This is a genomic window from Larkinella terrae, assembly GCF_009668025.1.
GTDB classification, from domain to species: Bacteria; Bacteroidota; Bacteroidia; order Cytophagales; family Spirosomataceae; genus Larkinella; species Larkinella terrae.
Window position 1 is genome coordinate 349,273 of sequence record NZ_WJXZ01000001.1, and the last position, 23,435, is coordinate 372,707.

At 53.9% G+C, this 23,435-nt stretch carries 13 protein-coding genes; 6 read left to right on the forward strand and 7 right to left on the reverse strand.

Translation table 11 applies throughout. The features are described from left to right. Positions 1–24: 24 nt before the first annotated feature. The 5 genes from GJJ30_RS01390 to GJJ30_RS01410 form a co-directional block, all read right to left on the reverse strand. On the reverse strand, positions 25–1,239 hold the full coding sequence (locus GJJ30_RS01390; protein WP_154172384.1) for an acyltransferase family protein: 1,215 nt from the start codon (positions 1,237–1,239) through the stop codon (positions 25–27). A 90-nt stretch (positions 1,240–1,329) separates the two neighbouring features. Continuing rightward, entirely contained in the window at positions 1,330–2,334 is a 1,005-nt protein-coding gene (locus GJJ30_RS01395; protein ID WP_154172385.1) for a glycoside hydrolase family 43 protein, read from the reverse strand. Between the two features lie 88 nt (positions 2,335–2,422). Then, positions 2,423–3,919, reverse strand: coding sequence for a DUF1501 domain-containing protein (locus GJJ30_RS01400; RefSeq protein ID WP_154172386.1), 1,497 nt, complete (start codon positions 3,917–3,919; stop codon positions 2,423–2,425). Between the two features lie 4 nt (positions 3,920–3,923). Next, positions 3,924–6,671: a DUF1553 domain-containing protein gene (locus GJJ30_RS01405; RefSeq protein WP_154172387.1), complete on the reverse strand. Its 2,748-nt coding sequence runs from the start codon at positions 6,669–6,671 to the stop codon at positions 3,924–3,926. Between the two features lie 636 nt (positions 6,672–7,307). Further along, on the reverse strand, positions 7,308–8,330 hold the full coding sequence (locus GJJ30_RS01410) for a S66 peptidase family protein (RefSeq protein ID WP_154172388.1): 1,023 nt from the start codon (positions 8,328–8,330) through the stop codon (positions 7,308–7,310). A gap of 185 nt (positions 8,331–8,515) precedes the next feature. On the opposite strand from GJJ30_RS01410, the gene nagB reads away from it, so the two are divergent. The 4 genes from nagB (at position 8,516) to GJJ30_RS01430 (ending at position 16,507) form a co-directional block, all read left to right on the forward strand. Continuing rightward, the gene (gene nagB, locus GJJ30_RS01415) at positions 8,516–10,474 is read left to right on the forward strand and encodes a glucosamine-6-phosphate deaminase (protein ID WP_154172389.1); all 1,959 of its coding nucleotides are present in this window, start codon (positions 8,516–8,518) and stop codon (positions 10,472–10,474) included. A 275-nt stretch (positions 10,475–10,749) separates the two neighbouring features. Further along, the gene (locus tag GJJ30_RS01420) at positions 10,750–11,895 is read left to right on the forward strand and encodes an acyltransferase family protein (protein ID WP_154172390.1); all 1,146 of its coding nucleotides are present in this window, start codon (positions 10,750–10,752) and stop codon (positions 11,893–11,895) included. A gap of 65 nt (positions 11,896–11,960) precedes the next feature. Beyond that, a complete protein-coding gene (locus GJJ30_RS01425; protein ID WP_154172392.1) occupies positions 11,961–14,831 on the forward strand; it encodes a M16 family metallopeptidase in 2,871 nt (956 codons plus the stop codon). Positions 14,832–14,932: 101 nt separating this feature from the next. Beyond that, a complete protein-coding gene (locus GJJ30_RS01430; RefSeq protein WP_154172394.1) occupies positions 14,933–16,507 on the forward strand; it encodes an FG-GAP repeat domain-containing protein in 1,575 nt (524 codons plus the stop codon). Between the two features lie 110 nt (positions 16,508–16,617). Here GJJ30_RS01430 and GJJ30_RS01435 read toward each other — a convergent pair whose 3' ends face one another. After that, positions 16,618–18,447, reverse strand: coding sequence for a RagB/SusD family nutrient uptake outer membrane protein (locus GJJ30_RS01435; protein ID WP_154172396.1), 1,830 nt, complete (start codon positions 18,445–18,447; stop codon positions 16,618–16,620). Between the two features lie 15 nt (positions 18,448–18,462). Beyond that, a complete protein-coding gene (locus GJJ30_RS01440) occupies positions 18,463–21,603 on the reverse strand; it encodes a SusC/RagA family TonB-linked outer membrane protein (protein ID WP_154172398.1) in 3,141 nt (1,046 codons plus the stop codon). A 463-nt stretch (positions 21,604–22,066) separates the two neighbouring features. On the opposite strand from GJJ30_RS01440, the gene GJJ30_RS01445 reads away from it, so the two are divergent. Both GJJ30_RS01445 and GJJ30_RS01450 read left to right on the forward strand, forming a co-directional pair. Next, complete coding sequence (locus GJJ30_RS01445; protein ID WP_154172400.1) at positions 22,067–22,885, forward strand: DUF6597 domain-containing transcriptional factor; 819 nt, start codon at positions 22,067–22,069, stop codon at positions 22,883–22,885. A gap of 95 nt (positions 22,886–22,980) precedes the next feature. Then, positions 22,981–23,421: an ester cyclase gene (locus GJJ30_RS01450; protein ID WP_154172402.1), complete on the forward strand. Its 441-nt coding sequence runs from the start codon at positions 22,981–22,983 to the stop codon at positions 23,419–23,421. Positions 23,422–23,435 lie beyond the last annotated feature (14 nt).

Here is a 23,435-nt window from a genome sequence, read left to right on the forward strand (position 1 = left end):
CCAGAGGAACGGCGACTTTTCACTTCAAAAACCGGTCACAGCCGCCTGATCCGGTTTCTCTTTTTTTCGGCCACTCCACGGCCAGAAGCGGTTAGCCGTTTGCAGCCCACGGGCGTAGCGACGTTCCACGAACTGAAATAGCAACATGGCCGCGAACAGGCAAACCGGAAACATCAGCAGGCGGGTTACGGCGCCGTACAGCAGGTTTCGACCCGGCAAAAAGTTCGATACGGCAAAGTTGAGCAGGTGAATCACCGAGACATGGGTGAGAAACAGCGAAAAAGAACGCTCGCCCAACCAGACGAATAAGGGGCGTTCAAACAACCGCTTCAGGCGGTTTTCCTGGAACATCAGGACGATCATTCCCGCATACACCAGACCACAGCCTGCATATCCAAAGGGCAAAAAGAACCAGGAAGCCGCAATTAACAGAATCCCCGCCAGAATGAACAACACAGCTTCTTTCGGATTACTGTCGGAAGCGGCCAGGTATACGCCCAGCAGAAAACAGATGGGGTAATCGATGAACTTGTAGAAGATAAGCCGGGTGGCGTGGTAGGAATAGATATGAGGGTGAGTGGCGTCCAGATATACCTGTGCGCAGGTGGTGAGTAGCAGCGTCAGGGTGATGAGTAGCCATAGCCTGCGATACGAAAACCGCCGGGCGGCCGCGAATCGGTGGATAATGACGGGCACCAGGATGTAAAACAAGATTTCAATCTGCAGGCTCCACCAGGCGATGTTGAAATAGACCCCGTCGAAGTTGAAGATGAATGCCTGCTCGACCAGTTCGCGGAAGGAAAAGGGCAAAAGTTCCTCCGAATACCAGGTTGGAAAAGCGAGAATCACCCAGACGACAGCCGCCCCGAACACCAGTGCTGCGGCATAAGGCGGATAAATGCGCCGGAACCGCCGGTAATAGAAGTTCTTCACGTCCAGCCTGCGCCCGGAACGCAGGTAGGGCCGCAGCAGCACCACGCCACTCAGCACAAAGAACAGTTCCACGCCCGATTGCGTGAAGGTAAGCAGCAAAAAACCGGGTACCGACCAGCCGTGCTGGTCGAGGAAAGCGACAATATGAGTCGTAAAAGTATGATGGATGACGATCAGCAGCGAGGCAATACCGCGCAGCCCGTCGAGGAAATGAAATCGTTCCGTGTTGGATGGCATGAATACGTAATGGATGGGCAAGCCTTTTTTGACTCCGTTGACAATCGTAGAAATGGCTACAAAAGTCATGCTCCATTTTTCGGTATTCAGAATAAGTGGAATGTCAGGTGTTCCGTGGTGTGAAGAACCTGCTTATGGCCCCAAAAGTGGCCCGCTGCGTTACGGCAGATACGGTTTTCCAACCACCAGTTTGTCGCCCGAAAAGTCTACTTCGAATAAATGAGGGTAGCGCATCGTCCGGCCGTTGACGCTTTTATGGCTGTGCACGGACATCAGCCATTTGCCCTCCAGCGTCTTGAACAGCATACCGTGGCCGTAATTCGGGGGCGTAATCGGTTCTTTTTCCTGTACCCAGGGACCATCCAGCGTGCCACTTTTTGAGTAGGCAACGCCCTGCGTGTACACGTCGTAGATCCAACTGGTCCAGATCATGCCCAGCCGACCGGTTCCGGTGCGGAAGAGCCAGGGACCGTCAGTCACTTTGTTCGGTGCAATCTTGGCTTTGTCTTTCGAATTTTCCCGGCTCCACGGGCTGTCGCTGGCCCGAAAAAGCAGTTTGCTTTCGCCAACCGAACCGCTTAAATCCGGCTTCAGCTCAATCTTTTCGATGGTTCCATTGAGGTTCTGCAGCCATTCGTAGCAATACACCATGTACGGTTTTCCGTCAGTATCGACCCAAAAAGTACCGTCCAGCGTCGGTTTATCGGCGGGCAAATACATCGGATCTTTCATTGGCACGTACGGCCCCTCAGCTTTGTCGCTGACCAACACGTGGCTGGCCCGGCGCTCAATGATGTTTTCGCCAACCGTGTCAATTTTCACCGCCCGGTTGGTGAAGGTGGCAAAGTAGTAGTATTTGTCCTTGTACTGGTGCAGTTCGGCGGCCCAGATCATCGGCATAGGTCCCATCCAGGAGTTGGGATCCGTCTGCGCGATGGCAACCGGGCCGGTCCATTTTTTCAGATCTTTGCTTTTCCAAAGCATACCGCCGGTACCGGTCATGTAGTAAGTGGCGTTTTTTTTATCCGCCAGAATACACGGGTCACTCAGGCGAATGGAATCCAGGGGAACGTCCTGCCGAAATACCGGCACCCGGTTTTGCGAAAAACCGGAGGTCAGCGCACCGACAATCGATACAGCCAGCAAGAACGCTTTTTTTACCATTGACTTTTGATTCAGACATTCAAGGCTCAAACCTATCAGGTCTTCGAGACCTGATAGGTTTGATAGTCAGCATACCGTAATCGAATCGCTACGCCAAAACCGGTTTGACGACCTTCCCCGCCACGTCCGTCAGCCGGAACGGGCGACCCTGAAACTGGTACGTCAGCTTGGAATGATCGAAGCCGAGCAGGTGCAGAATCGTGGCCTGCAGGTCGTGCACGTGGACTTTGTCTTTCACGGCATAATACCCGATCGGGTCGGTTTCGCCGTAACTAAAACCGCGTTTCGCACCGCCACCGGCCATCCAGACCGTGAACGCATCCAGGTGGTGGTCGCGGCCCATGAACGGCAGCGTCTGGCCGTCGCGGTTTTCCTGCATCGGCGTGCGGCCAAATTCACCGCCCCAAACCACCAGCGTTTCGTCGAGCAAACCGCGCTGTTTCAAATCCTTCAGCAAAGCCGTTACGGCCTGATCGGAAGCAGTGCATTTATCGCGCAAACCGGTTTCAATCGAACCGTCCTTGCTGGTGCCGTGTGTGTCCCAACCCCAGTCGAACAACTGCACAAACCGTACCCCACGTTCTACCAACCGTCTTGCCAGCAAGCAGTTACGCGCAAACGAACCTTTGTTCGGGTCGACGCCATAGGAATTCAGAATGTATTCGGGTTCGCTCTTGATGTCCATCGCATCCGGCACCGACATCTGCATCTTGAACGCCATTTCGTACTGCGAAATCCGGGTCAGAATTTCCGGATCTTTCACGTCCTCGTACTGCTGACGGTTCACTTCATTGATGGCTTCGATGGTTTGCTTCCGAATGTCGCGGTTCATGCCCTGCGGATCGGAAACGTACAAAACCGGGTCGCCGTCGGTGCGGCACTGCACGCCCTGATAAACCGTCGGCAGAAAACCGCTGCCCCAGACCGACTTACCCGCATCCGGTTGTTTACCACCCGACGCCAGCACGATAAATCCCGGTAAATTATCATTTTCGGAACCCAACCCGTACGTCACCCAGGAGCCAATGCTGGGGCGGCCCAGCCGGGCGGCACCGGTGTGCATCAGCAACTGCGCCGGAGCGTGGTTGAACTGGTCGGTGTGCATCGATTTGATGAACGTGATCTCGTCGGCGACGGTCTGCAAATGCGGCAGGTAATCGGAAATCCAGGCACCCGACTGGCCGTGTTGCGCAAACTTGCCCTGCGGCCCGAGCATCTTCGGAACGCCCCGGATGAACGCGAATTTCTTGCCTTCCAGCAACTCCTGCGGACAGTCTTTGCCGTGGTATTTCACCAGTTCCGGTTTGTAGTCGAACAGCTCCAGCTGCGACGGCGAACCGGCCATGTGGATGTAAATCACTCGTTTAGCCTTCGGCGAAAACTGCGATGGACGGGGCGTCATCGGCTCGCCCGATTGCGACGGAGCGGCCGCCGTTTGCGCTGTTTTCTTATCGAAAAAACCGCAACTGGTCAGCGCCGAACCCAACGCCATCGCACCTAGCCCCGTGGTGCAGGTGTGCAAAAAATGCCGCCGGGTTTCGCGTTGCAAAGCCGCTTCCTGAAGTTCTTTAAGGAGTTTGTTCATCGGTTTATTCTTTCGTAATCACTTCATCCAGATTCAACATCGTATTGGCCGTCACGGTCAGAGCCGCCAGTTGCGGAGTCGCTTCTTCGCAGGCCAGTAACTTTTGCGCTTCTTTCGGATTTTGACGGTAATAGGTTTCGGTATTGCGATACAATTTCGTTAAAACCGCCAGCTTTTTCGGTGCCAGATTTCGGAGCATCACCAGCCGAAAACCGGCCTGAATCTGCTGTTCCGGCGTATTTCCGCGTAATTTCATTGTCTCGGCCAGTCGCTGGGCGGCTTCCACATACACCGGATCGTTCAGCGTCACCAGGGCTTGCAGGGGCGTGTTGGTCCGCAGCCGCCGAAGCTGGCAAAACTCCCGACTCGGGCTGTCGAACGTAATCATCGACGGATACGGCGCGGTGCGTTTCCAGTAGGTATACAGCGCCCGTCGGTAGCGGTCTTCGCCCTGGCTCAACAGCCATTTTTCTCCACTGTACGGTGACTGCCAGATACCGTCGGGTTGGGGCGGCATCACGCTCGGACCGTAGAGTTTGTTACTGAGCAAACCGGTTACGGCCAGTGCCTGATCGCGAACCTGCTCGGCCGCCAGCCGGACGCGGGGGCCGCGGGCCAGCAATTTATTGAAAGGATCTTTGGCCAGTAAATCGGGCGAAACGTCGGATTGCTGACGGTATGTGGCCGAAATGACCATTTTCTTCAGTAATTTCTTGACGCTCCAGTGATCGGTTTCCATGAAATCGGCGGCCAGCCAATCGAGCATTTCGCGGTGCGTCGGCGGAATGCCCTGTGTACCAACGTCCTCGACGGTTTCCACAATACCGGTTCCGAACAACTGTTCCCAAAACCGGTTGACCGCCACCCGCGCCGTCAGCGGATGCTCGCGGCTCACCATCCATTTCGCCAGACCCAGGCGGTTTTTGGGCAATTCCTTCGCCATCGGTGGCAGCGATTTCGGCACGTCGGGCTTCACTTCCTTGCCTTTCACCAGCCAGTTTCCACGTTGAAAAACGAATGTTTTCCGGGCCAGATCGCCGGTTCCGTCCTGCATGATCGGCGTTGTTTCGGGCCGGGTATTCAGGATTGCCATCAATTTCAAATCCATTTCGCCCAGTTCGGTTGCCGGTTGACCGGGCAATGCAGACTGAAACGACACCCACTTGACCTGAACCCAGTCTTTCGGCTCATCGGGATTCACCAGCGTCATGTACAGATCGTGTCGTCCCGAAACCGCCGGGAGCGCAAAAATCATGGTGGTATCCCGGCCGTTGGTAGGCGTTGGCGTGGCCAGTAAAACCGGACCGGTCAGGCTATCCTGGCGCAGGGTAAAAAAGGCTTTTTTAACCTTTGTACTCCATTGCATGATCAGGCGGTTTTTGCCCGTTAGATCGATGTTTTTCATTCGGCCGGAACCACCATCGCGAACCCCGAAAAATTTGGCATCAATCAGCGATGCGTTGACGTATTCGTCGAAGTCGTGCGAATTGATTTTCGGCTCGGTAATCCGGACAAATTTCATCATGTCCTGCGCCTGTTGGGGTTGTTTCGCATGGCCCTGCAACCAACTATTCAATTCCGCCACTTTCAGCGAATCGTCCTGTTTGTAAAACCGCAGCGTCGGCGTTTCGGTCGTCACGTCCTCGTCGCGGGAGTTGTTGAAGAACGCCAGGTATTTGTAATATTCTTCGTTGACAAACGGGTCGTAGGGATGACTGTGGCATTGCACGCAGCTAAAGGTCGTTCCCTGCCAGACATCCCAGGTCGTATTGACGCGGTCGATGACGGCGGCCACCCGAAACTCTTCGTCCTGCGTTCCGCCTTCGTCGTTGGTCATCGTATTCCGGTGAAACCCGGTCGCAATCAGTTGATTATCCGTCGGCTTTGGCAGTAAATCCCCAGCGATTTGTTCAACGGTAAACTGGTCGAACGGTTTGTCCTCGTTGAAGGCTTTGATGAGCCAGTCGCGATACCGCCAGATGGTACGGCCCGGGTCCCGTTCGTACCCTTTTGTGTCGGCGTAGCGCGCCAGATCGAGCCACATGCCCGTCCAGCGTTCGCCGTACGCCGGTGAGGCCAGCAAGCGATCAACCACTTTTTCATACGCGTTGGGGGACTTATCGGCCACAAAATCAGCGACTTCTTTTTCCGACGGCGGCAAACCGGTCAGGTCGAGCGACACCCGACGAATCAGCGTGGCGCGGTCGGCTTCGGCAGACGGTTTGAGGCCCTCCGGTTTGAGTTTGTCGATGACAAAATGGTCGATTTCATTTTTTGCCCACTTCAGTTCGTCGTTTTCGACGATGCCCAGCCGCGACCAGAACGTCCCGATTTTCGGCACATCCGGTTTTTCGACGGATTGGTACGCCCAGTGATCCCCCCATTCGGCACCCTGGTCGATCCATTTCCGCAGCAGTTCGATTTCTTCCGGTTTGAGCGGGGGCGCTTCGAGTGGCATCCGCTCGTCGTGATCGGTGAGCGTCAACCGGCGGATCAGTTCGCTGGCATCGGCGTCGCCGGGCACAATGGCCAGTTTGCCGGATTTGGCGGGCGCCAACGCTTCGTGCTTGAAGAGGAGACTGTAATTGGAAGCCTTCTTGACACCCCCGTGACAGGCAATGCAATTCTTGTTGAGCAGGGGCTTGATTTGGGTATTAAAATCCACTTTATCCTCGAAAATTCCGAGGAACGAAGAGAGTGTAAGCGCAACCACCACGGCCAACCCGCCAACTACCAGGAGTTGAGGTTTCATACGTCAGGATTCAGGTTTCAATTGATCAACTCTTTATAAAGAGTTTGCAACGGGTAATGTACTGTATTCTACTACAAAAATTATAAATTTTTCGGACTTATCCGCGATAAAATGCAGGAAAAACTGCAGTTCCGCTCCCCCAAGCCCGAAGTCCAGCCGCAATCCATCACCATAAGACACAAATAATCGCAGAATAGACCAACCCTAACGGGGTTGACCGTGGATAACCCCGGATGAAATCCGGGGACAGGGGAGCATGACAAGTGACGGTAACAATCGTAAAATAGACCAACCCCAACGGGGTTGACCGTGGATAACCCCGGATGAAATCCGGGGACAGGGGATAGGGGACAAGGGGAGCAGGACAAGAGCAAGCTCAGGATACCCCAACCCCGACGGGGTTGACTCAGCTATGGCTGGTCTAAACAGTCAACCCCGCTGGGGTTGATGCATGATGGATTACTGGTTGCGCTCCGGCCTCTGTCCCCTGTCCCCTGTCCCCTGTCCCCGGATTTCATCCGGGGTTATCCACGGTCAACCCCGCTGGGGTTGGTGCCCGATCGATTGCTGGTTGCGCTCCCCGAACTTTGTTCGGGGTTATCCATCGGCAAGCCCTTCGGGCTTGGGGTAGCTGCGCTAGCGGACGGCCGGTTCGAGCAGATGGAGTGTTCCGGCGTCGGCGTCGATTTCGGCCTCGATACCCAGCGGAACCGTGAATTTGTGCGTGATGTGGCCAATCATGGCACCGGAATAAGCGGGCTTTTTCAGCGGGACGATGTGGTCGCGGAAAACATCTTCCAGGGTGAGCGAACCGTAGCCTTTGCCGGGTTCGCAGTCGGTGCATTTTCCGAAAACAAAACCGCTGATCTGATCGAGCACGCCCGCCAGTTTAAGCTGCGTGATCATGCGGTCCATCCGGTATACATCTTCGCCAATGTCTTCCAGAAACAGAAGGCAGCCGGTCCAGTCGGGTAGGTATTTCGAGCCCATCAAATGACTCAAAACCGTCAGGTTTCCGCCCACTAACCGGCCGCGTGCTTTGCCGGGATGCAGCGTCATCACCCGGTCTTTGACCTGCGCCAGCAAGTCGCCCTTGTCGTGCGGATTTTCCATCAAAACCGCCTGGGCATCCACCAGCGTTTGCCGGAAATAATTGACGGTAAATGGGTTGAACGTCGCCGATCCCACCGCGCCGTGCATCGTGACCAAACCGGTTTGGGCGTAAATGCCCAGCAGCAAAGCCGTAATATCGCTGTAGCCCACCAGAATTTTTGGGTTCCGCCGAATCAGATTGTAATCGAGCAGCGGCAACAAACGGGCGCAGCCCCAGCCGCCGTGCATCGCCATGATGGCGTTGACGCCGGAATCCGCAAACATTGCGTTGAGATCGGCCGCGCGGTCGGCGTCGGTTCCGGCGAGGTAGCCGTAGCGATCGAAAACGTGTTTGGCAATAACGGTTTTGAAGCCCAGCGCCTGCAGGGATTCAACCGCGATCTGCACGGTTTCGTGCGTGAAAGCCGGAGCCGCCGGACCCACCAGCGCGACGGTATCACCCGGTTTCAGCCGGGGCGGTTTGATGATCGAAACCGGCGGACGCAAAGCCGTTGAAGCTGCCGCAACGGTGAGGGTTTGCAGAAAATTTCGGCGGGAAAACGACATGTTTGGCGGGAGCAGTAGGACGAATGAGACAAAAAACAGTACAAGATAAGGCAGAATACGCAGCGATTCCTTACTTTAGAAGGGATTCGTGCATTTTTAAAAAATTTTAAAATATTTTTATTGGTGTTACGAAGAAGTATGCCGAATTTTGCCGCACCGCACGAACCACATTCTACTATTTCGTTATGATTTCTGAACCTTCCGTTGTTGAAAACGCGTCGGGTCGCAAACCGGGCGAGCCAGTCCAGTCGGCCATCACGTATGAAAAAATTCCAACGCACATTTACGCCGATGCGAAAGATGCGTCCCGCGCCGTAGCCCAGGAAATTGCGGCCCTCATCCGCGAAAAGCAGCAGCAGGACAAATTATGTGTGCTGGGTCTGGCCACCGGCTCATCCCCTAAAACGGTTTATGCCGAGCTGATCCGGCAGCACCGCGAAGAAGGTTTGAGCTTTCGTAACGTGGTGACTTTCAACCTGGACGAATATTATCCGATGGAGCCCGATTCGCTGCAAAGCTACGTTCGGTTCATGAAGGAACATCTGTTCGATCACGTCGACATTCCGGAAGGCAATTACTTTATTCCCGACGGCACCGTTCCGGCCAATAAAGTGGCCGAGTTCGGCCGGTCTTATGAAGACCAAATCCAGTCGTACGGTGGTCTGGACTTTCAATTGCTCGGGATTGGCGGAAACGGTCACATCGGTTTTAACGAACCGGGTTCGCTGATCAATTCGCACACCCGCCTGATGATGCTCGATCATTCCACGCGGGCGGCTGCAGCCATGGACTTCGGCGGTTTGGCTAAAACCCCGAAAAAGGCCATTACGATGGGCGTTAGTTCCATTCTGAGCGCCCGGCGGGTCGTACTGCTGGCCTGGGGCGAGCGCAAAGCTCCGGTGATCCGGGCGGCTCTCGAAGGAACCGTCACTGAATCCATCCCGGCATCTTACCTGCAAACCCACCCGAACGCCCTGTTCGTCATCGACGAAGCCGCAGCTTCGGATCTGACACGTTTGCAAACGCCCTGGCTGGTCGATACCGTGGAGTGGGATAACCGCATGATCAAGAAAGCGGTGACTTACCTGTCGCGCACGCTGGGCAAACCGGTTTTGAAACTGACCAACAAGGATTATAACGACAACGGGATGAGCGACTTGCTGGCTCAGGTGGGCCAGGCATACGATCTGAACATCGACGTTTTCAACCAGTTACAACGTACAATTACGGGCTGGCCCGGCGGCAAACCGAATGCCGACGATACGAAGCGCCCCGAACGGGCTTTACCCGCCAGCAAACGCTGCCTGATTTTCAGCCCGCACCCCGACGACGATATCATTTCGATGGGCGGAACGTTCCAGCGGCTCCACGATCAGGGCCACGAAGTTCACGTGGGGTACCAGACCTCCGGTAACATCGCCGTTGCCGACGACGAAGCCCTCCGGTTTGCGGACTACGTCGTGGATTTCAACGAGAAATTCGGCATCGACAGCCCGGAAGCGACCCGGATTTTCAAGGATGCGGCTGAATTCCTGCGCGTGAAAAAAGACAGCGAAATGGATACGGACGAGGTTCGGTATGTCAAAGGTCTGATCCGGAAAGGCGAAGCAAAATCGACCTGCCGGTTTGTCGGAATTCCGGTCGAAAACGCTCACTTCCTCAACATGCCCTTCTACGAAACCGGTAAGGTGGAGAAAAAACCGCTGGGTGAAGAAGACATTCAGGTGGTGATGGATGTCATCAAAAAGGTGAAACCGCACCAGATTTATGCCGCCGGTGACCTGGCCGATCCGCACGGAACGCACAAGGTTTGTCTGGATGCCATTTTCGAAGCCGTTCGGCGGTTGAAAAACGAGGATTTCATGCAGGATTGCTGGGTGTGGCTCTACCGGGGCGCCTGGGCCGAGTGGAATATTTACGAAATCGAGATGGCCGTGCCGATGTCGCCCGACCAGTTGCTGCGGAAACGGCTCGGAATTTTCAAACACCAGTCGCAGAAAGATGGCGTGGTGTATCAGGGAACCGATTCGCGCGAGTTCTGGCAACGGGCCGAAGAGCGCAACCGGGCCACAGCCGGACTTTACAACCAGTTGGGCCTGGCTGAATACGAAGCCATGGAAGCCTTCGTCCGCTGGCATTTTTAAGGTACCCACCGGATTTATTATAATCGCTTGAACGCTGCCCCTTCTGCTTCAGTTGGGGCAGCGGTTTTTTAGCACCTTTGGGAATTGATACAAATTACCAGCCCGCGGTTTTAACCGTGGGGAAAAACGGACGGAGAATTTTGCTCCCAACCGTTTTAACGGTTTTGAAATTCTGAAACCGTTAAAACGGTTGGTATATTACGGTTGCGTTTCTGGCGAACCCACGATTGAAATCGTGGGCTAACAGTAAATTCCCTACCGTTTTCAATTTATTTATGCAACAAACCAGTTCTTCACGCACGGACATCAACCAACCCAGGGGTACGGTCCGACTCCTGTCCCTTGATACTTTCCGGGGAATCACCGTAGCCGCCATGATTCTGGTCAATAACCCCGGCGACTGGGGGCATATTTACGCCCCGCTCGGGCACGCGCACTGGCACGGCTGGACGCCCACTGACCTGATTTTCCCCTTTTTCCTGTTCATCGTTGGCGTATCGATTTCGTACGCTTTGCAGAATAAGGAAAAACCCGGGCTGGCCGGAAAAATCGTGAAGCGGAGCCTGATTCTGTTTGGGTTGGGATTGTTCCTGAACCTGTTTCCGAAATTTGATTTTATGACGGTCCGGATTCCGGGCGTGTTGCAGCGGATCGCTTTGGTGTATCTGGCGTGTTCGCTGATTTACATTAAAACCGATACCAGAACGCAGGGCTGGCTGATTGCGGTTTTACTCGTCGGCTACTGGCTCCTGATGACGTTCGTACCCGTGCCGGATTTTGGGCCAGCCAACCTGGAGCCTGAAACCAACCTCGGCGCCTGGCTCGACCGGACACTGCTCGGTGGGCCACACCTTTGGAAAACCGCGAAAGTCTGGGACCCCGAAGGCTTGCTGAGCACGCTGCCCGCTATTGCCACCGGTTTGTCGGGAATTCGGGCCGGAACACTCCTGAAAAGCAAACGATCCGAAGCCGAAAAAACCGCCTGGCTGTTCGTCGCCGGTTGTCTGGCGCTGCTGGGCGCGTACATCTGGAACGGTTTCTTCCCGATCAATAAATCGCTCTGGACCAGCTCGTTCGTGTTGCTGACCTCCGGTCTGGCGTTACAGGGGCTGGCGCTCTGTTTCTGGCTAATCGACGTGCAGGGGTATAAACGCTGGACCAAACCGTTCGTTGCGTTTGGCGTCAATGCCATCACGGTTTTCTTTTTATCGGGTTTGATTCCTCGCCTTCTGAATATGATCAAAACGCAGCAGCCGGACGGAACGGAAATTGGCGGGAAAGAATGGCTGTATCAGACCTTTTTTGTGCCGTATTTCGAAAGTCCGTACAACGCGTCGCTGGCCGGAGCGCTGACGTTTGTATTGATCTGGTTTGTCATCTTATACGTGATGTATCAGAAAAAAATCATTATCAAAGTATAAATAATACCACTAATTTCGGGTTAAATACGGGAATGCGCTAAAAACCGTATCGCCAACCTGACACGATGAACAAGATTCTTGCTACCGGACTCTGCCTGGCTTTGCTGGTATCCGGTGCGAATGCCCAGAAACCCGCCAAAACCGGTCAAAAAAAAGCCGCTGTTCCTTCCAAAGCTGCGGTTGCGGCCGGTATACCCGCTGAACTCAAACAGCCAATTCCGTTCGATCCGGACGTAAAAGTGGGCAAATTACCCAATGGACTGACGTATTACATCCGCAAAAATGCCGAACCCAAAAACCGGGCGGAGTTGCGGCTGGCCATCAACGCCGGGTCGATTCTGGAAACCGACGACCAGCAGGGGCTGGCGCACTTCATGGAACACATGGCGTTCAACGGCACGAAGAACTTCCCGAAAAACGAGCTGGTGAGCTTTCTGCAATCGTCGGGCATCCGGTTTGGAGCCGACCTGAACGCGTCGACCGGTTTTGACGAGACAGTTTACCAACTGCCCGTCCCGACCGATTCGGCGCGCCTGTTTGAGCGGGCGTTTCAGATTCTGGAAGACTGGGCGCATAACGTGACGATGGACCCCACCGAAATCGACAAGGAACGCGGGGTGATTCTGGAAGAAGCCCGCTCGGGGCGCGGGGCCGATCAGCGGATGCGCGAAAAGTATTATCCGCTGATTCTCAACAACGCCCGCTACACCACCCGGCTGCCCATCGGGAAAGATGAGATCATCAAAACCTTTAAACCGGAGGCTCTCCAGCGGTTTTACAAAGACTGGTACCGACCGGATCTGATGGCCGTTGTGGCCGTCGGCGATTTCGACGTGGCGCAGGTCGAAGGAATTATTAAGGAGAAATTTGGTCGGATTCCGGCGGTGAGTAATCCGAAACCGCGCGTGGAATACCCGATTCCGCCCCACAAAGATACCAAAATCGCGATTGTAACGGACCCGGAGCAGCCAAACACGATGGTCCAGATCATGTACAAACGCCCCGAAATCAAGGAAAAAACCCTGTACGACGTTCGGGAAGCCATCAAGCGGGTGCTGTTCAATTCCATGATCGGAAACCGGATTAACGAACTCACGCAGCAGTCCGACCCGCCGTTTCTGGCCGGATACAGCAATTACGGCGGTTTTCTGGGCGATCAGGATGCGTTCAGTTCGTACGTCGTTGCCAAAGATGGGAACGTAAACCGCGCCGTTACGGCCATTCTGGACGAAAACGCCCGCGTCGACCGGTTTGGGTTTACCGAAACGGAGCTGGATCGCGCCAAAAAGCAGTACCAGAAGTATGTGGACCGGGCGTATCGGGAACGCGACAAAACCCGCTCAACCAGCTACGTCGGCGAGTACGTCGAGAACTTTCTGCACGGCGACATCCCGGTCAGCATTTCGTTTTACAACGATTTCGTCAAAAAATACCTGAATGGCATTACCGTCGGCGACGTCAACAATCTTGCGAAACAGTTCATTACGACCGAAAACCGGGCCGTTGTGATCATGGCTCCCGAGAAGGACAAGGCCAAATTGCCAACGGAAAAAGAGATATTAGCCCTGATCGACAACGCGGGCAAAAGCCTTACGGCCTACGTGGATAAAACGCTGGACAAACCGCTGTTGCCGACGTTGCCCGTGGGCGGCCCCGTAACGAGCCAGAAAGAAATCAAGGACATCAACGTCACGGAGTGGACGCTCCGAAACGGCGTGAAAGTGGTGCTGAAACCCACGGATTTTAAAAACGATCAGATTATTTTTTCGGCCAGCAGCCCGGGCGGCACCTCGCTCTACAACGACAAGGATTTTGAATCGGCCCGGTTTGCCTCGACACTTACGCAGATGAGCGGGATCGGTGAATACAGCCAGATTCAACTGGGTAAATACCTGACCGGAAAAACCGTCAACGTCTCGCCCTACATCGGCGAAACGACGGAAGGGTTCAGTGGCAGCACGACGCCCGATGACCTGGAAACCGCGCTGCAACTGGTGTATGCCTACTTTACGGCGCCCCGGAAAGACGCCGACGTGATTAAGGGATTTCTGTCGAACCAGAAAAGTTTTCTGCAGAATCAACAGGCAACGCCCACGCCCCAGAAGGTTTTTCAGGACACGGTGCAGTCGTTGCTGGGGGCGTATAACTACCGCCGATTGCCCATGACGCCCGACCGGCTGGATAAAGTGGACGTGGACCGGGCCGGGACGATTTACAAAGACCGCTTTGCCGACGCCAGCGATTTTACGTTTTTCTTCGTCGGAAATTTCAATGAAAAAGACATCAAACCGCTGATTGAGAAATATCTGGGCGGTTTGCCGGTGACGAACCGAAAGGAAAACTACCGCGATCTGGGCATCCGGATTCCGGCGGGAAAAATTGAAAAATCCGTTACGAAAGGACTGGAACCACGCAGCATCGTTCAACTGGTGTTCAGCGGTGATTTTGTCTGGAATACGGATAACACCACCCAGGTCGATGCGCTCGCCGAAGTGCTGGAAATCAAGCTGATCGAAACGCTGCGGGAGGAAGAAAGCGGGGTTTACGGCGTGAGTGTCAGCGGGGCATACGCGAAAATACCGGCGCAACGCTATACCTTCCGCATCAGTTTTGGTTGCGCGCCCGAAAACGTGGACAAGCTGATTGCCCGCACCCTGGCCGAAATCGACAAGCTGAAGCAGAACGGTGCCGAAACTAAGGACATCGACAAGTTCAAGGCCGAAACCCGGCGCGAAACCGAGCTGCAACTGAAGCAGAACGGTTTTTGGCTGGGCTATCTTTCAAATCAATACTTCAACAACGACGCCCCGGACGAAATCCTGCACGAAGCGGAGTTTCTGAAACAGGTAACGCCCGAAAGCACGAAACAGGCCGCCAATCTGTATTTTGGCAAGAATTTCATCAAACTGCTGCTGGTGCCGGAACGAAAACAGTAGTCATCAACCCGGCACGAGCACGCTACCAAAAATTTCCCTGCTTTTGGTTAGTAGAAAAGAAGTGGCATGATTTGCCGATGGCCCGAATTTGGTTTTTGTATATGAGACACCTGATCCCATTTTGTATTTTATTCTATTTCCTGATTTCATGTACGGCCAAAAAGCAAAATCAAAATGACAAAATTGAATTTGAAGAACCACCGGTTTCGACGCTTTCGGGGAAAGAGCTCGCGATGGCGCACTGCGGGCGGTGTCACGCGTATGTAAGTCCCGACTTATTACCCAAATCGAACTGGCGGGATGTTCTTCCGGCAATGGGGCACCGGATGGGGATCTACAGCAGCGGTTTTCGTCCCGACAGTTTATTTGATCCCGGCGAAAGTGGCACCGTCGTGCGCGATGCCGATATCTTTCCGGAAAAGCCTGTTCTGGCCAAAGCCGACTGGCGCAAAATTGAGAACTATTACCTGGAGAATGCGCCGGACACCCTCGCTCCTCCCCTGCGCAAAAGCCCGATTCGAATCGGTCTGAAGCATTTCAAATACCGGGAACCCGCCTTTTCGCACCGGCCTTCGCTGACCACGATGGTCAAAATCCTGCCCAAAAATCGGGGGATCGTCTTTAGTGACGGCAAAAGCCGACGGAATATCCTAACCTTTTTAACCCCCGATCTCAAGGAAAATTACAGCCTGCCGCTGGAATCGACGCCGATTCATTTTTACGAAAAACCGGATGAATTACTCCTGACTACGGTTGGAAAAGGCGTTTTCCCCACGGATGCGTCCGACGGCGCGCTGCAACGATTCACAAAAAATGGCGCGGGCTATCAGGCGGGGGCGGTGGCCATTTCCGATTTACGACGACCGGTTTTTATGGCTTACGGCGACCTGAACAAAGATGGGCGCGAAGATGTGGTGGCCTGTGAGTTCGGCAACCAGACCGGCCAATTGGCCTGGTACGAAAACAACGGCAGCGGAGGCTACACGAAGCGGGTTTTGCGGGAAAAACCCGGTGCCATTTCGGCCATTATCAGGGATGCCAATCACGACGGCCTGCCGGATATTTATGTGCTCATGGCGCAGGCCGACGAAGGCGTTTTCCTGTATGAAAACCGGGGAGCGGGTCAATTTCAGGAAAAGCGGTTGCTTACTTTTTTACCGCTCAATGGCTCCCAGCACATTGAACTGGCCGATTTCAATAAAGATGGTTTTGACGATATCGTCTACGTTTGCGGTGATAACGCGGATAAAACCCCGATCCTGAAGAACTACCACGGTATTTATATTTTCCTCAACGACGGAAAATCGCATTTTAAACAGGCGTTTTTCTACCAGCTGAACGGGGCTTACAAGGCGATGGTGCGCGATTACGACCTCGATGGTGACCTGGATATTGCGGCCATTTCGTTCTTTCCGGACTATCTGCGCTACCCGGAAGAAAGCTTTATCTATTTGGAGAACAAAGGAAAGCTGAAATTTGACGATTACTCATTTCCCGAAGCCGCCAACGGACGCTGGGTGGTGATGGATGCCGGTGACATGGATGCGGATGGCGATATCGACCTGGTTTTGGGTTCATTCGTGTATTTTATTCCGCAGGGCGACACAACCGGACTAGGCAAAAAATGGCTGACAACCGGGCCTTCGGTCGTGGTTCTGGAAAACACAACTCGCTAGATTTTACCGGAATACGTCATATAATTTCCTGCAAACAGCAGGGCCACTAACCCAAGTGCAATTTCAACTTAGCTAGTGGCCCTACTGAGAATCAGCGCATTAAAACTGTTTTATTTGATTTCCGTCAACGGCGCGATGTTCTTCTCAAAACCGGCATAACCCTTGTTCTGGTTGATGATTCCTTTCGAGTTGCCGTCGATGGCGTTCTGCGGAACCGGCCACAGAACGTGGTACGGGCTGATCTTGTATTCGTCGCCGTGGCGGGTAACGACGCCTTTGTTATAGAAATTGCTTTTTTCGATCACCCGGTCGTAGAAAAAGTTATTGTCGGAGAAGTTCTCCAGCGAATACGTTTTTCCGTTGTAAGCGGGTTTACCGGTTTTGGCAAGAATGTAGGCGATGCGGGTCAGCTCGGTTTTACGGGGTTCCTCGAAATAAAGCTCGCGCGCCCGTTCGTCCAGAATGGTACCAATGTTGATCGCCGACGGTGCCAACGGAGCCGCACCGGCCCGTGCCCGAACTTCGTTCAAATCCTTGGCGGCATTGGCCAGATCACCTTTCCAGAAATAAGCTTCGGCCCGCAGCAGGTAAGTTTCGGCCAGCCGGAACACGTACCAGTCGGTATGCCCGCCGGTGGCCTGCACGCGCTCCGGATCGGGAATAAACAGTTTATAAGCGGGCCAGTCGAACCAGCAGCGGATCGTGTCGATGGTCAGTAAAGCTCCGGCATCGGTCCGGAGTTGCAGGTTCTTACCATAAAACGAGTCTTTCCCTTTGATCGCCGGGTTGTTATACACCAGATCCTGCATCCGCATCCAGTTGCCGGGCGCGTGACGCAAATCGTTTTTGTCGTCCCAGACGCTGTGTGTCGAATACCAGGTGGGCCGAACCCGACCGATGCCGCGACCCACTTTGTTGACCTGATCGATCTCGATGGCGTAGGTATCGATGGTGCCCCGGTTTCCGTTGGGCGTGTTGATGTTGTTGTGCCAGAACGGAACGGTATTCCGCATCAGCTGAATCCCGCCATCGGCGTTTCCATCGAGCAGAAGGCGGTCAATCACCATCATCAGACCTTCGCGGTTGGCCGCAATCGATTTGTTTTCCGGCCGGTGCAAATCCCAGATCACGTTTTTGGTCGCATCGGCCTGATTCACACCAAACCGGGCTTTCATCAGGGCGTGCGTGCCGCCGTCGATGACGTTAGTGGCCGATTTGATCGCGTCGTCGAACAGACCCAGCGACAGGTTGATTTTCGTCAGCAAGTGGCTGACCGATCCTTTGTTGACGGTTCCCTTGTCCATCACGGCCGGAACCCAGCCTTCGGCCTGTTCCAGATCCTTCTTCATCCGTTGCAGGATAACCTCCCGTTTGGTCGACTGGTAATCCAGTTTGGGCGTGCTCACCTCTTCCAGAATCAGCGGCACATCGCCAAACTGGTGCGTTAACCGGTAGTAACGGGCTGCGCGGTGGAAATACGCCATACCCAGAATCTCGTTCTTCTGCTGCTCGGAAGTATACTTCGGCTGGTCGATCCGGGTGATGGCGGCATTGGCGTACTTGATTCCTTTGTAACCCTCGCTCCAGTACCAGCCAATTTTGTTGTAATCACCATTGTTCAACTGGGCGGTCGGCGTAATCTGCAGGTTCATGTTCTGCGCCGGGCCCGATTTATCGGTCGTTCCTTCAACGGCGATATCCGAGAAAATGGCTTCCGTTACCATCGGTGGCGCATCGCCGTACCACTCGATCCGCATGTTTCGTTCGCAGGCCACCAGCGTAGCCCGCAAACCGGCGGGGTCGTTGAACGTGTTTTCGGGAGCAAAAAACGAAAGCGGTTTGGGTTCCAGCCAGGATTTGTCGCAGCTGGTCAGCGTGGCCGCCAGGAAAATGGTTCCCAGCACAACGCCCCGCTTGGTACTGATATAGTGACTTTTCATGAGTTCTGAGAGGTTTTACAGGGTAATATCAATTCCAGCCGTCAGGATGCGCGGAACCGGTACGTTGTTGCCGTCGCTGTCAGGTTCAGCATCCCAGTAATTCCACTGGGGAGCGTAGTAGCCCACGTTGCGGACCGACGCAAAGAATTTGATGTTCTGGATGCTGGCCTTCTGCACCAGGGATTTCGGCAGGCTGTAGCCCACGGAAATGTTGTCGAGCCGGATAAACGAGCGGTATTTGTAAACCCCAAAACCGGTCGCCCCCCCTTCGCTCGAATACAGGCGGGCGTAGTCGTTGATCGGGTTATCGGGCGTCCAGTACGGCAGAATGTAGGAACTGGTCCGGTCCAGAAAACCGTCGATGTTTTTGGCCTGGTTGAAAGCGGCTTTGTGACCCCAGTACGAATACAGCACGAACGAGACATCGATGCTCTTGAAGAGTTTGAACTCGTTGCGCAGCGTCCAGCGGAAGCGCGGGTTGGTCCAGCCCTGAAACACTTTGTCGGCGTTGGTGTATTTTCCGTCGTTATCCACATCCCGGATTTTGAAGTCGCCGGGGCGCACGCCGTATTTCGTGGCCTGCTCTTTCTCGCTGGTCTGCCACACGCCATCCACCTGGAAGTTCCAGATTTCATCGATCGAGTGACCGATAAACCAGCGGTTGGCGACATCATCGATTTCCTTGCCGTTGGCGTCTTTATCGCCGTAGAGATGCACGATCTTGTTCCGGTTCAGTTGGAACGTGGCCATCGACCGCCAGGAGAAATTGGGCCGGTCGAAGTTCACCGAGTTCAGGCTGAATTCAATCCCCCGGTTTTGCACTTCGCCCAGGTTGTCCATGACCCAGTCAAATCCAACGACGTTTGGCAGCGACCGCTGCACCAGCAAGTCTTTCGTCGAGGATTTATAGAATTCGACCGAACCGTCAATCTTGTTGTTCAGAATACCGAAGTCAAGACCCAGGTTTAGCGAAGACGTCCGTTCCCATTTCAAATTGGGGTTTTGCATGCGGTTTACGTACAACTGGTTGGCTTGATAAACCGTCCCATCCTGTTTAACGTAAAGGTATTTTCCGGTGGTCAGATCGGACAGGGCGACGTAGCGGCCAATGTCCCGGTTTCCGTTGCTACCCCACGACAACCGCAGTTTTCCGTAGTTCAGCCAACTGCTTTTGAAGAATTTCTCGTCGGTGAACACCCAGCCCAAAGCCGCCGAAGAGAACAGCGCGCGCGGATTTTTCTGGCCGAAGGCCGAATAACCGTCCCGGCGCGTCGACAGCGTTACCATGTAGCGGTCTTTCAACGAATAGAACAGGCGCGCCATCAAACCGTCACCCGTGCTGTATTCGTCGTTGCTGGTCACCGTCGGGCTCGTTCCGGTGCTGATCCCGTGATAACCCAAGGCGTCGGTGGGCAGAAAGCCCTTGTTCGTCATGGTGTTATCCCACTTCTGGTATTTCTCGGCGTTAGCCAGCAGGGTAACGTCGAAGTTGTGTGCGCCGAAGGTTTTGTTCCATTTCAGAATGTTGTCCACCTGCCAGTAATAAACTTTGTATTCCTGGCGGCTGGCCGTTCCGCCGGTGGCGGCATAATCCGCGTGTTTCGACGAAATGGCGTTGAATTTCTCGTAAAACTCGTAGCGGGGCGTAAAGTTGACGCGGTACGTAATGCCGAACGGCAGCGTCACCAGACCAAATAAGGTGGTGTTCAGCGTCGTGTATTTGATCTTCTGATCCGTCAAACTCAGGTTGTAATATGGGTGGTTCCCGCCACTGGCTTCGTTGTTCGGGCGCCATTTGTAGGTACCGTCGTCGTTCAACGGCGTTCCCCAGGGCGAGAGCGTCCGGGCGAGGTTATAATCCACCACCACGGGGCTTTCGTCGCGGTCGGAGAACTGGGTCGTTACGCCAACGGACAGAAATTTGCTGATTTTGGTTTCCAGATTCAGGCGCCCGCGAACGGTTTTAAACCGGTCGTTGTAGAGCATCCCCTTGTTATCCAGATACCCCAGCGAGAAGTAGTAATTCGTGCCGTCGTTCCGGCCCGAAACGCTCACCGTATGGTCCTGGCGCATGCCGTTCTGGAAAATCATGTTGTACCAGTCGACGCTCCGGCCTGCCTTGTAATTCTCAATTTCGATGGGTTGCATCCCCAGCCGTTGCAGCCAGACGGTCGTCGGATCGCCCTTGGAACCGTCGTAGGCCAGCCACTGGTCCGTTGTCACCCCCGCCGGAAGGTTCGCCGGATTGTCGAACTGACCCGGTTTATAGGTGGAGTTGATGTTTTTCATTACATCGCTGCGCCACGAAACAAAACCATCCGGGCTATACACCGGCTGATTCCGGCCCACGCTCGCCATCCCGATGTTGGTGTTGATGTTGATGGTCGGTTTGCCCTCTTTTCCTTTTTTCGTCGTAATCAGAATAACCCCGCTGGCGGCTTTCGCTCCAAAAACAGCCGCCGAACTGGCATCCTTCAATACGTCGATGGTTTCGATGTCGTTCGGGTTGATGTCCGACAGCTCGCCGTAATAAATCGCGCCGTCCAGCACCAGCAACGGGCTGGTGGCGGCATTGAGGGAGTTGCGACCCCGCACCAGCAGGCTCCCACCGCCTTTGGCCGATGGCGACATCCCAACGCTCAAACCGGCCACGTTCCCGCGCAGAATGTCCTGCACGGAGTTGGGGTTTTCGTTCTCGAGTTTGGTGGTGTTAATCTGCGAAACCGCCCCGGTCAGGTCCCTTTTTTTCTGCGTTCCGTACCCGACGACCACCACTTCATTCAGCATTTTCTGGTCGCTGGCCAGCGTCACATCGAGGATGCTCAGGTTGCCAATGGGTTTTTCCTGCGAAACATAACCCACCGCCGAAAAGACCAGAATGGCGTTGTCGTCGTTCACTTTGAGCTGATACTTGCCATCGACATCGGTGTTGGTTCCGATCGTCGTGCCTTTGATCACCACCGTAACGCCGGGAATCGGGCTGTTGTCTTCCTGGGTTACGACCCTGCCCGTGATGGTTCTCTCGGCAAATCGCCCTGAAAACGGGCGTGAATAGGTAGCTGAAATAGCTGAAGCGAACTGGCAGGAAAGCAGAAGTACAATAAACAGACTCCTGCACCACCCCTGCCGAAACAGGAAGGTAAATTTTAAGCCCATAAGATGCTAGTTTTAAGATTGATAATAATTGGTGCTTGGACTGCCGGATAAAGTCAAAATAACCGGTCGACTTACTGACATTAATTTCCTTAGATCGTAGCGTATCGTGGATATTATCGGACTAAAAACAACGTATTGGGGGCAAAAAAGACTGAAAATTAGCTCCTTTCGGGCAAAATCAGGAACTATAAATTTTTGATTTTTTTATATAATTTTTAGCGAATGGCCCTCCTTCCTTGCAAAAAAGCCTCCGCTCCGTTCGCTGGTACGTTGCCAAAACCGGCTCGTATTCCGACAGCGTTTTGCCTCCTGTTTCAGACATTCAATCGGCACCCGGAAACGCGACTTCCCGGTTAACTACCGGCTGTAACTCACCCGTTATTAACTCCCGGCTACCTTTTGCTAAAACGCAGGGCGGTTTTGGGCCAAAAATACGTAACTTGGTCTGATCCAGCGTCATACTATGTTTTACAGAAAATACCAACCGGCTCCCCATCTGCGTCCTTTTGTTGAATGCTACTACATTTGGGAAAACGCACAGTCGTTAACGCAGCCTATGACGGTTGAGTCACCCCCAAGCGGCTACGGCTCTCTAGTGTTTAACTACGGAGATTCGTACGGGCTCCACACCCAGAAACGTGGTACTACGTTAGTACCAACCTCCTTTTTATGCGGACAATCTACCAGTAGTTATCAATTGGAATTGCTTGGTCAGATTGGTATGGTTGGCGCAGTATTTCGGCCCGCAGGTTTGAACAGCCTGTTTGGGTTGCCGATGTACGAATTTACCGACGAGCGCGTCGAGCTGGCCGCCGTTCTGGGCGACCGGATCAAAACCGTTCAGGAACGTATCGCCGAGCCCAATACCACCAGCGGACGGATTCAGTTGCTGGAAGCGTTTCTAACTACCCAGCTAGCCCGGTCTGGTGCCGAAACCGATCGCACCGATTACATCGCCAATCGGATTGTGGAGCAGCGCGGCATGATCAATATCAACGAGCTGATGGACGAACTGTACGTTTGCCGGCGGCAGTTTGAACGGAAATTTCTGTTGAAAGTGGGCGTCAGTCCGAAATATTACGCCCGCATCCGGCGCATCAGTTATCTGTGTGCGCAATTGGCTAATCAGCGCTGGAATGTAAACGACTGGCACGATGTCATTTACCGCGCGGGCTATTACGATCAGTCGCATTTTATTCGGGAGTTCAGCGGTTTTATGGGCCGCAATCCCTCCCTTTATGTACGAAACAACGTCGAACTGGCTAATTTTTTAAAATCGTAACCAGCGGTTTTACCAGGTTCCGTAAAATGTCGCATTTATACAATAAGCCCAGCGGGTCGTCGGGTAATTTTGACCATCATTTAACACGAAATGTCATGAAAACCGCACAAACTGAATCCATTACCGACCTGACCCGCAAAGGCACCAGCATTGAATTTTTTTCGGCTTATCAGGAACGCGATATCGAACGGATGATGGCCCTGTTCGATCCAAACGGCGAATTCTGGCTCATGCCGCTCGGCCCCGATCCGCAGGGCACCATCGGCGACCTGGGCCGCAACTTCTGGACGGGCGTCATCGGCGCTTTTCCCGACATCGATAATACCGTCGATAAAGTAACCGCAGATGGCGATAAAATCGTCTGCAATATTGCTTTATTTGGCACCCAAACCGCCGACTTTGCCGGTATTACCAACAAAGGTCTACGGTTTAACAGCGACCATATTTTTATCTTCCGCTTCAACGAAGATGATAAAATTGTAGCTGTCGCCATTGACTGGGACCACGCCAGTTTCCAGCACCAGTTGGGGAACTAGACAAGAGAGGATAG

What these genes read in the sequence shown, in the direction of transcription:
- GJJ30_RS01390 (WP_154172384.1), bottom strand. Translation starts at nt 1,239, where the DNA reads ATGACTTTTGTAGCCATTTCTACGATTGTCAACGGAGTCAAAAAAGGC.
- GJJ30_RS01395 (WP_154172385.1), bottom strand. Translation starts at nt 2,334, where the DNA reads ATGGTAAAAAAAGCGTTCTTGCTGGCTGTATCGATTGTCGGTGCGCTG.
- GJJ30_RS01400 (WP_154172386.1), bottom strand. Translation starts at nt 3,919, where the DNA reads ATGAACAAACTCCTTAAAGAACTTCAGGAAGCGGCTTTGCAACGCGAA.
- GJJ30_RS01405 (WP_154172387.1), bottom strand. Translation starts at nt 6,671, where the DNA reads ATGAAACCTCAACTCCTGGTAGTTGGCGGGTTGGCCGTGGTGGTTGCG.
- GJJ30_RS01410 (WP_154172388.1), bottom strand. Translation starts at nt 8,330, where the DNA reads ATGTCGTTTTCCCGCCGAAATTTTCTGCAAACCCTCACCGTTGCGGCA.
- nagB (WP_154172389.1), top strand. Translation starts at nt 8,516, where the DNA reads ATGATTTCTGAACCTTCCGTTGTTGAAAACGCGTCGGGTCGCAAACCG.
- GJJ30_RS01420 (WP_154172390.1), top strand. Translation starts at nt 10,750, where the DNA reads ATGCAACAAACCAGTTCTTCACGCACGGACATCAACCAACCCAGGGGT.
- GJJ30_RS01425 (WP_154172392.1), top strand. Translation starts at nt 11,961, where the DNA reads ATGAACAAGATTCTTGCTACCGGACTCTGCCTGGCTTTGCTGGTATCC.
- GJJ30_RS01430 (WP_154172394.1), top strand. Translation starts at nt 14,933, where the DNA reads ATGAGACACCTGATCCCATTTTGTATTTTATTCTATTTCCTGATTTCA.
- GJJ30_RS01435 (WP_154172396.1), bottom strand. Translation starts at nt 18,447, where the DNA reads ATGAAAAGTCACTATATCAGTACCAAGCGGGGCGTTGTGCTGGGAACC.
- GJJ30_RS01440 (WP_154172398.1), bottom strand. Translation starts at nt 21,603, where the DNA reads ATGGGCTTAAAATTTACCTTCCTGTTTCGGCAGGGGTGGTGCAGGAGT.
- GJJ30_RS01445 (WP_154172400.1), top strand. Translation starts at nt 22,067, where the DNA reads ATGTTTTACAGAAAATACCAACCGGCTCCCCATCTGCGTCCTTTTGTT.
- GJJ30_RS01450 (WP_154172402.1), top strand. Translation starts at nt 22,981, where the DNA reads ATGAAAACCGCACAAACTGAATCCATTACCGACCTGACCCGCAAAGGC.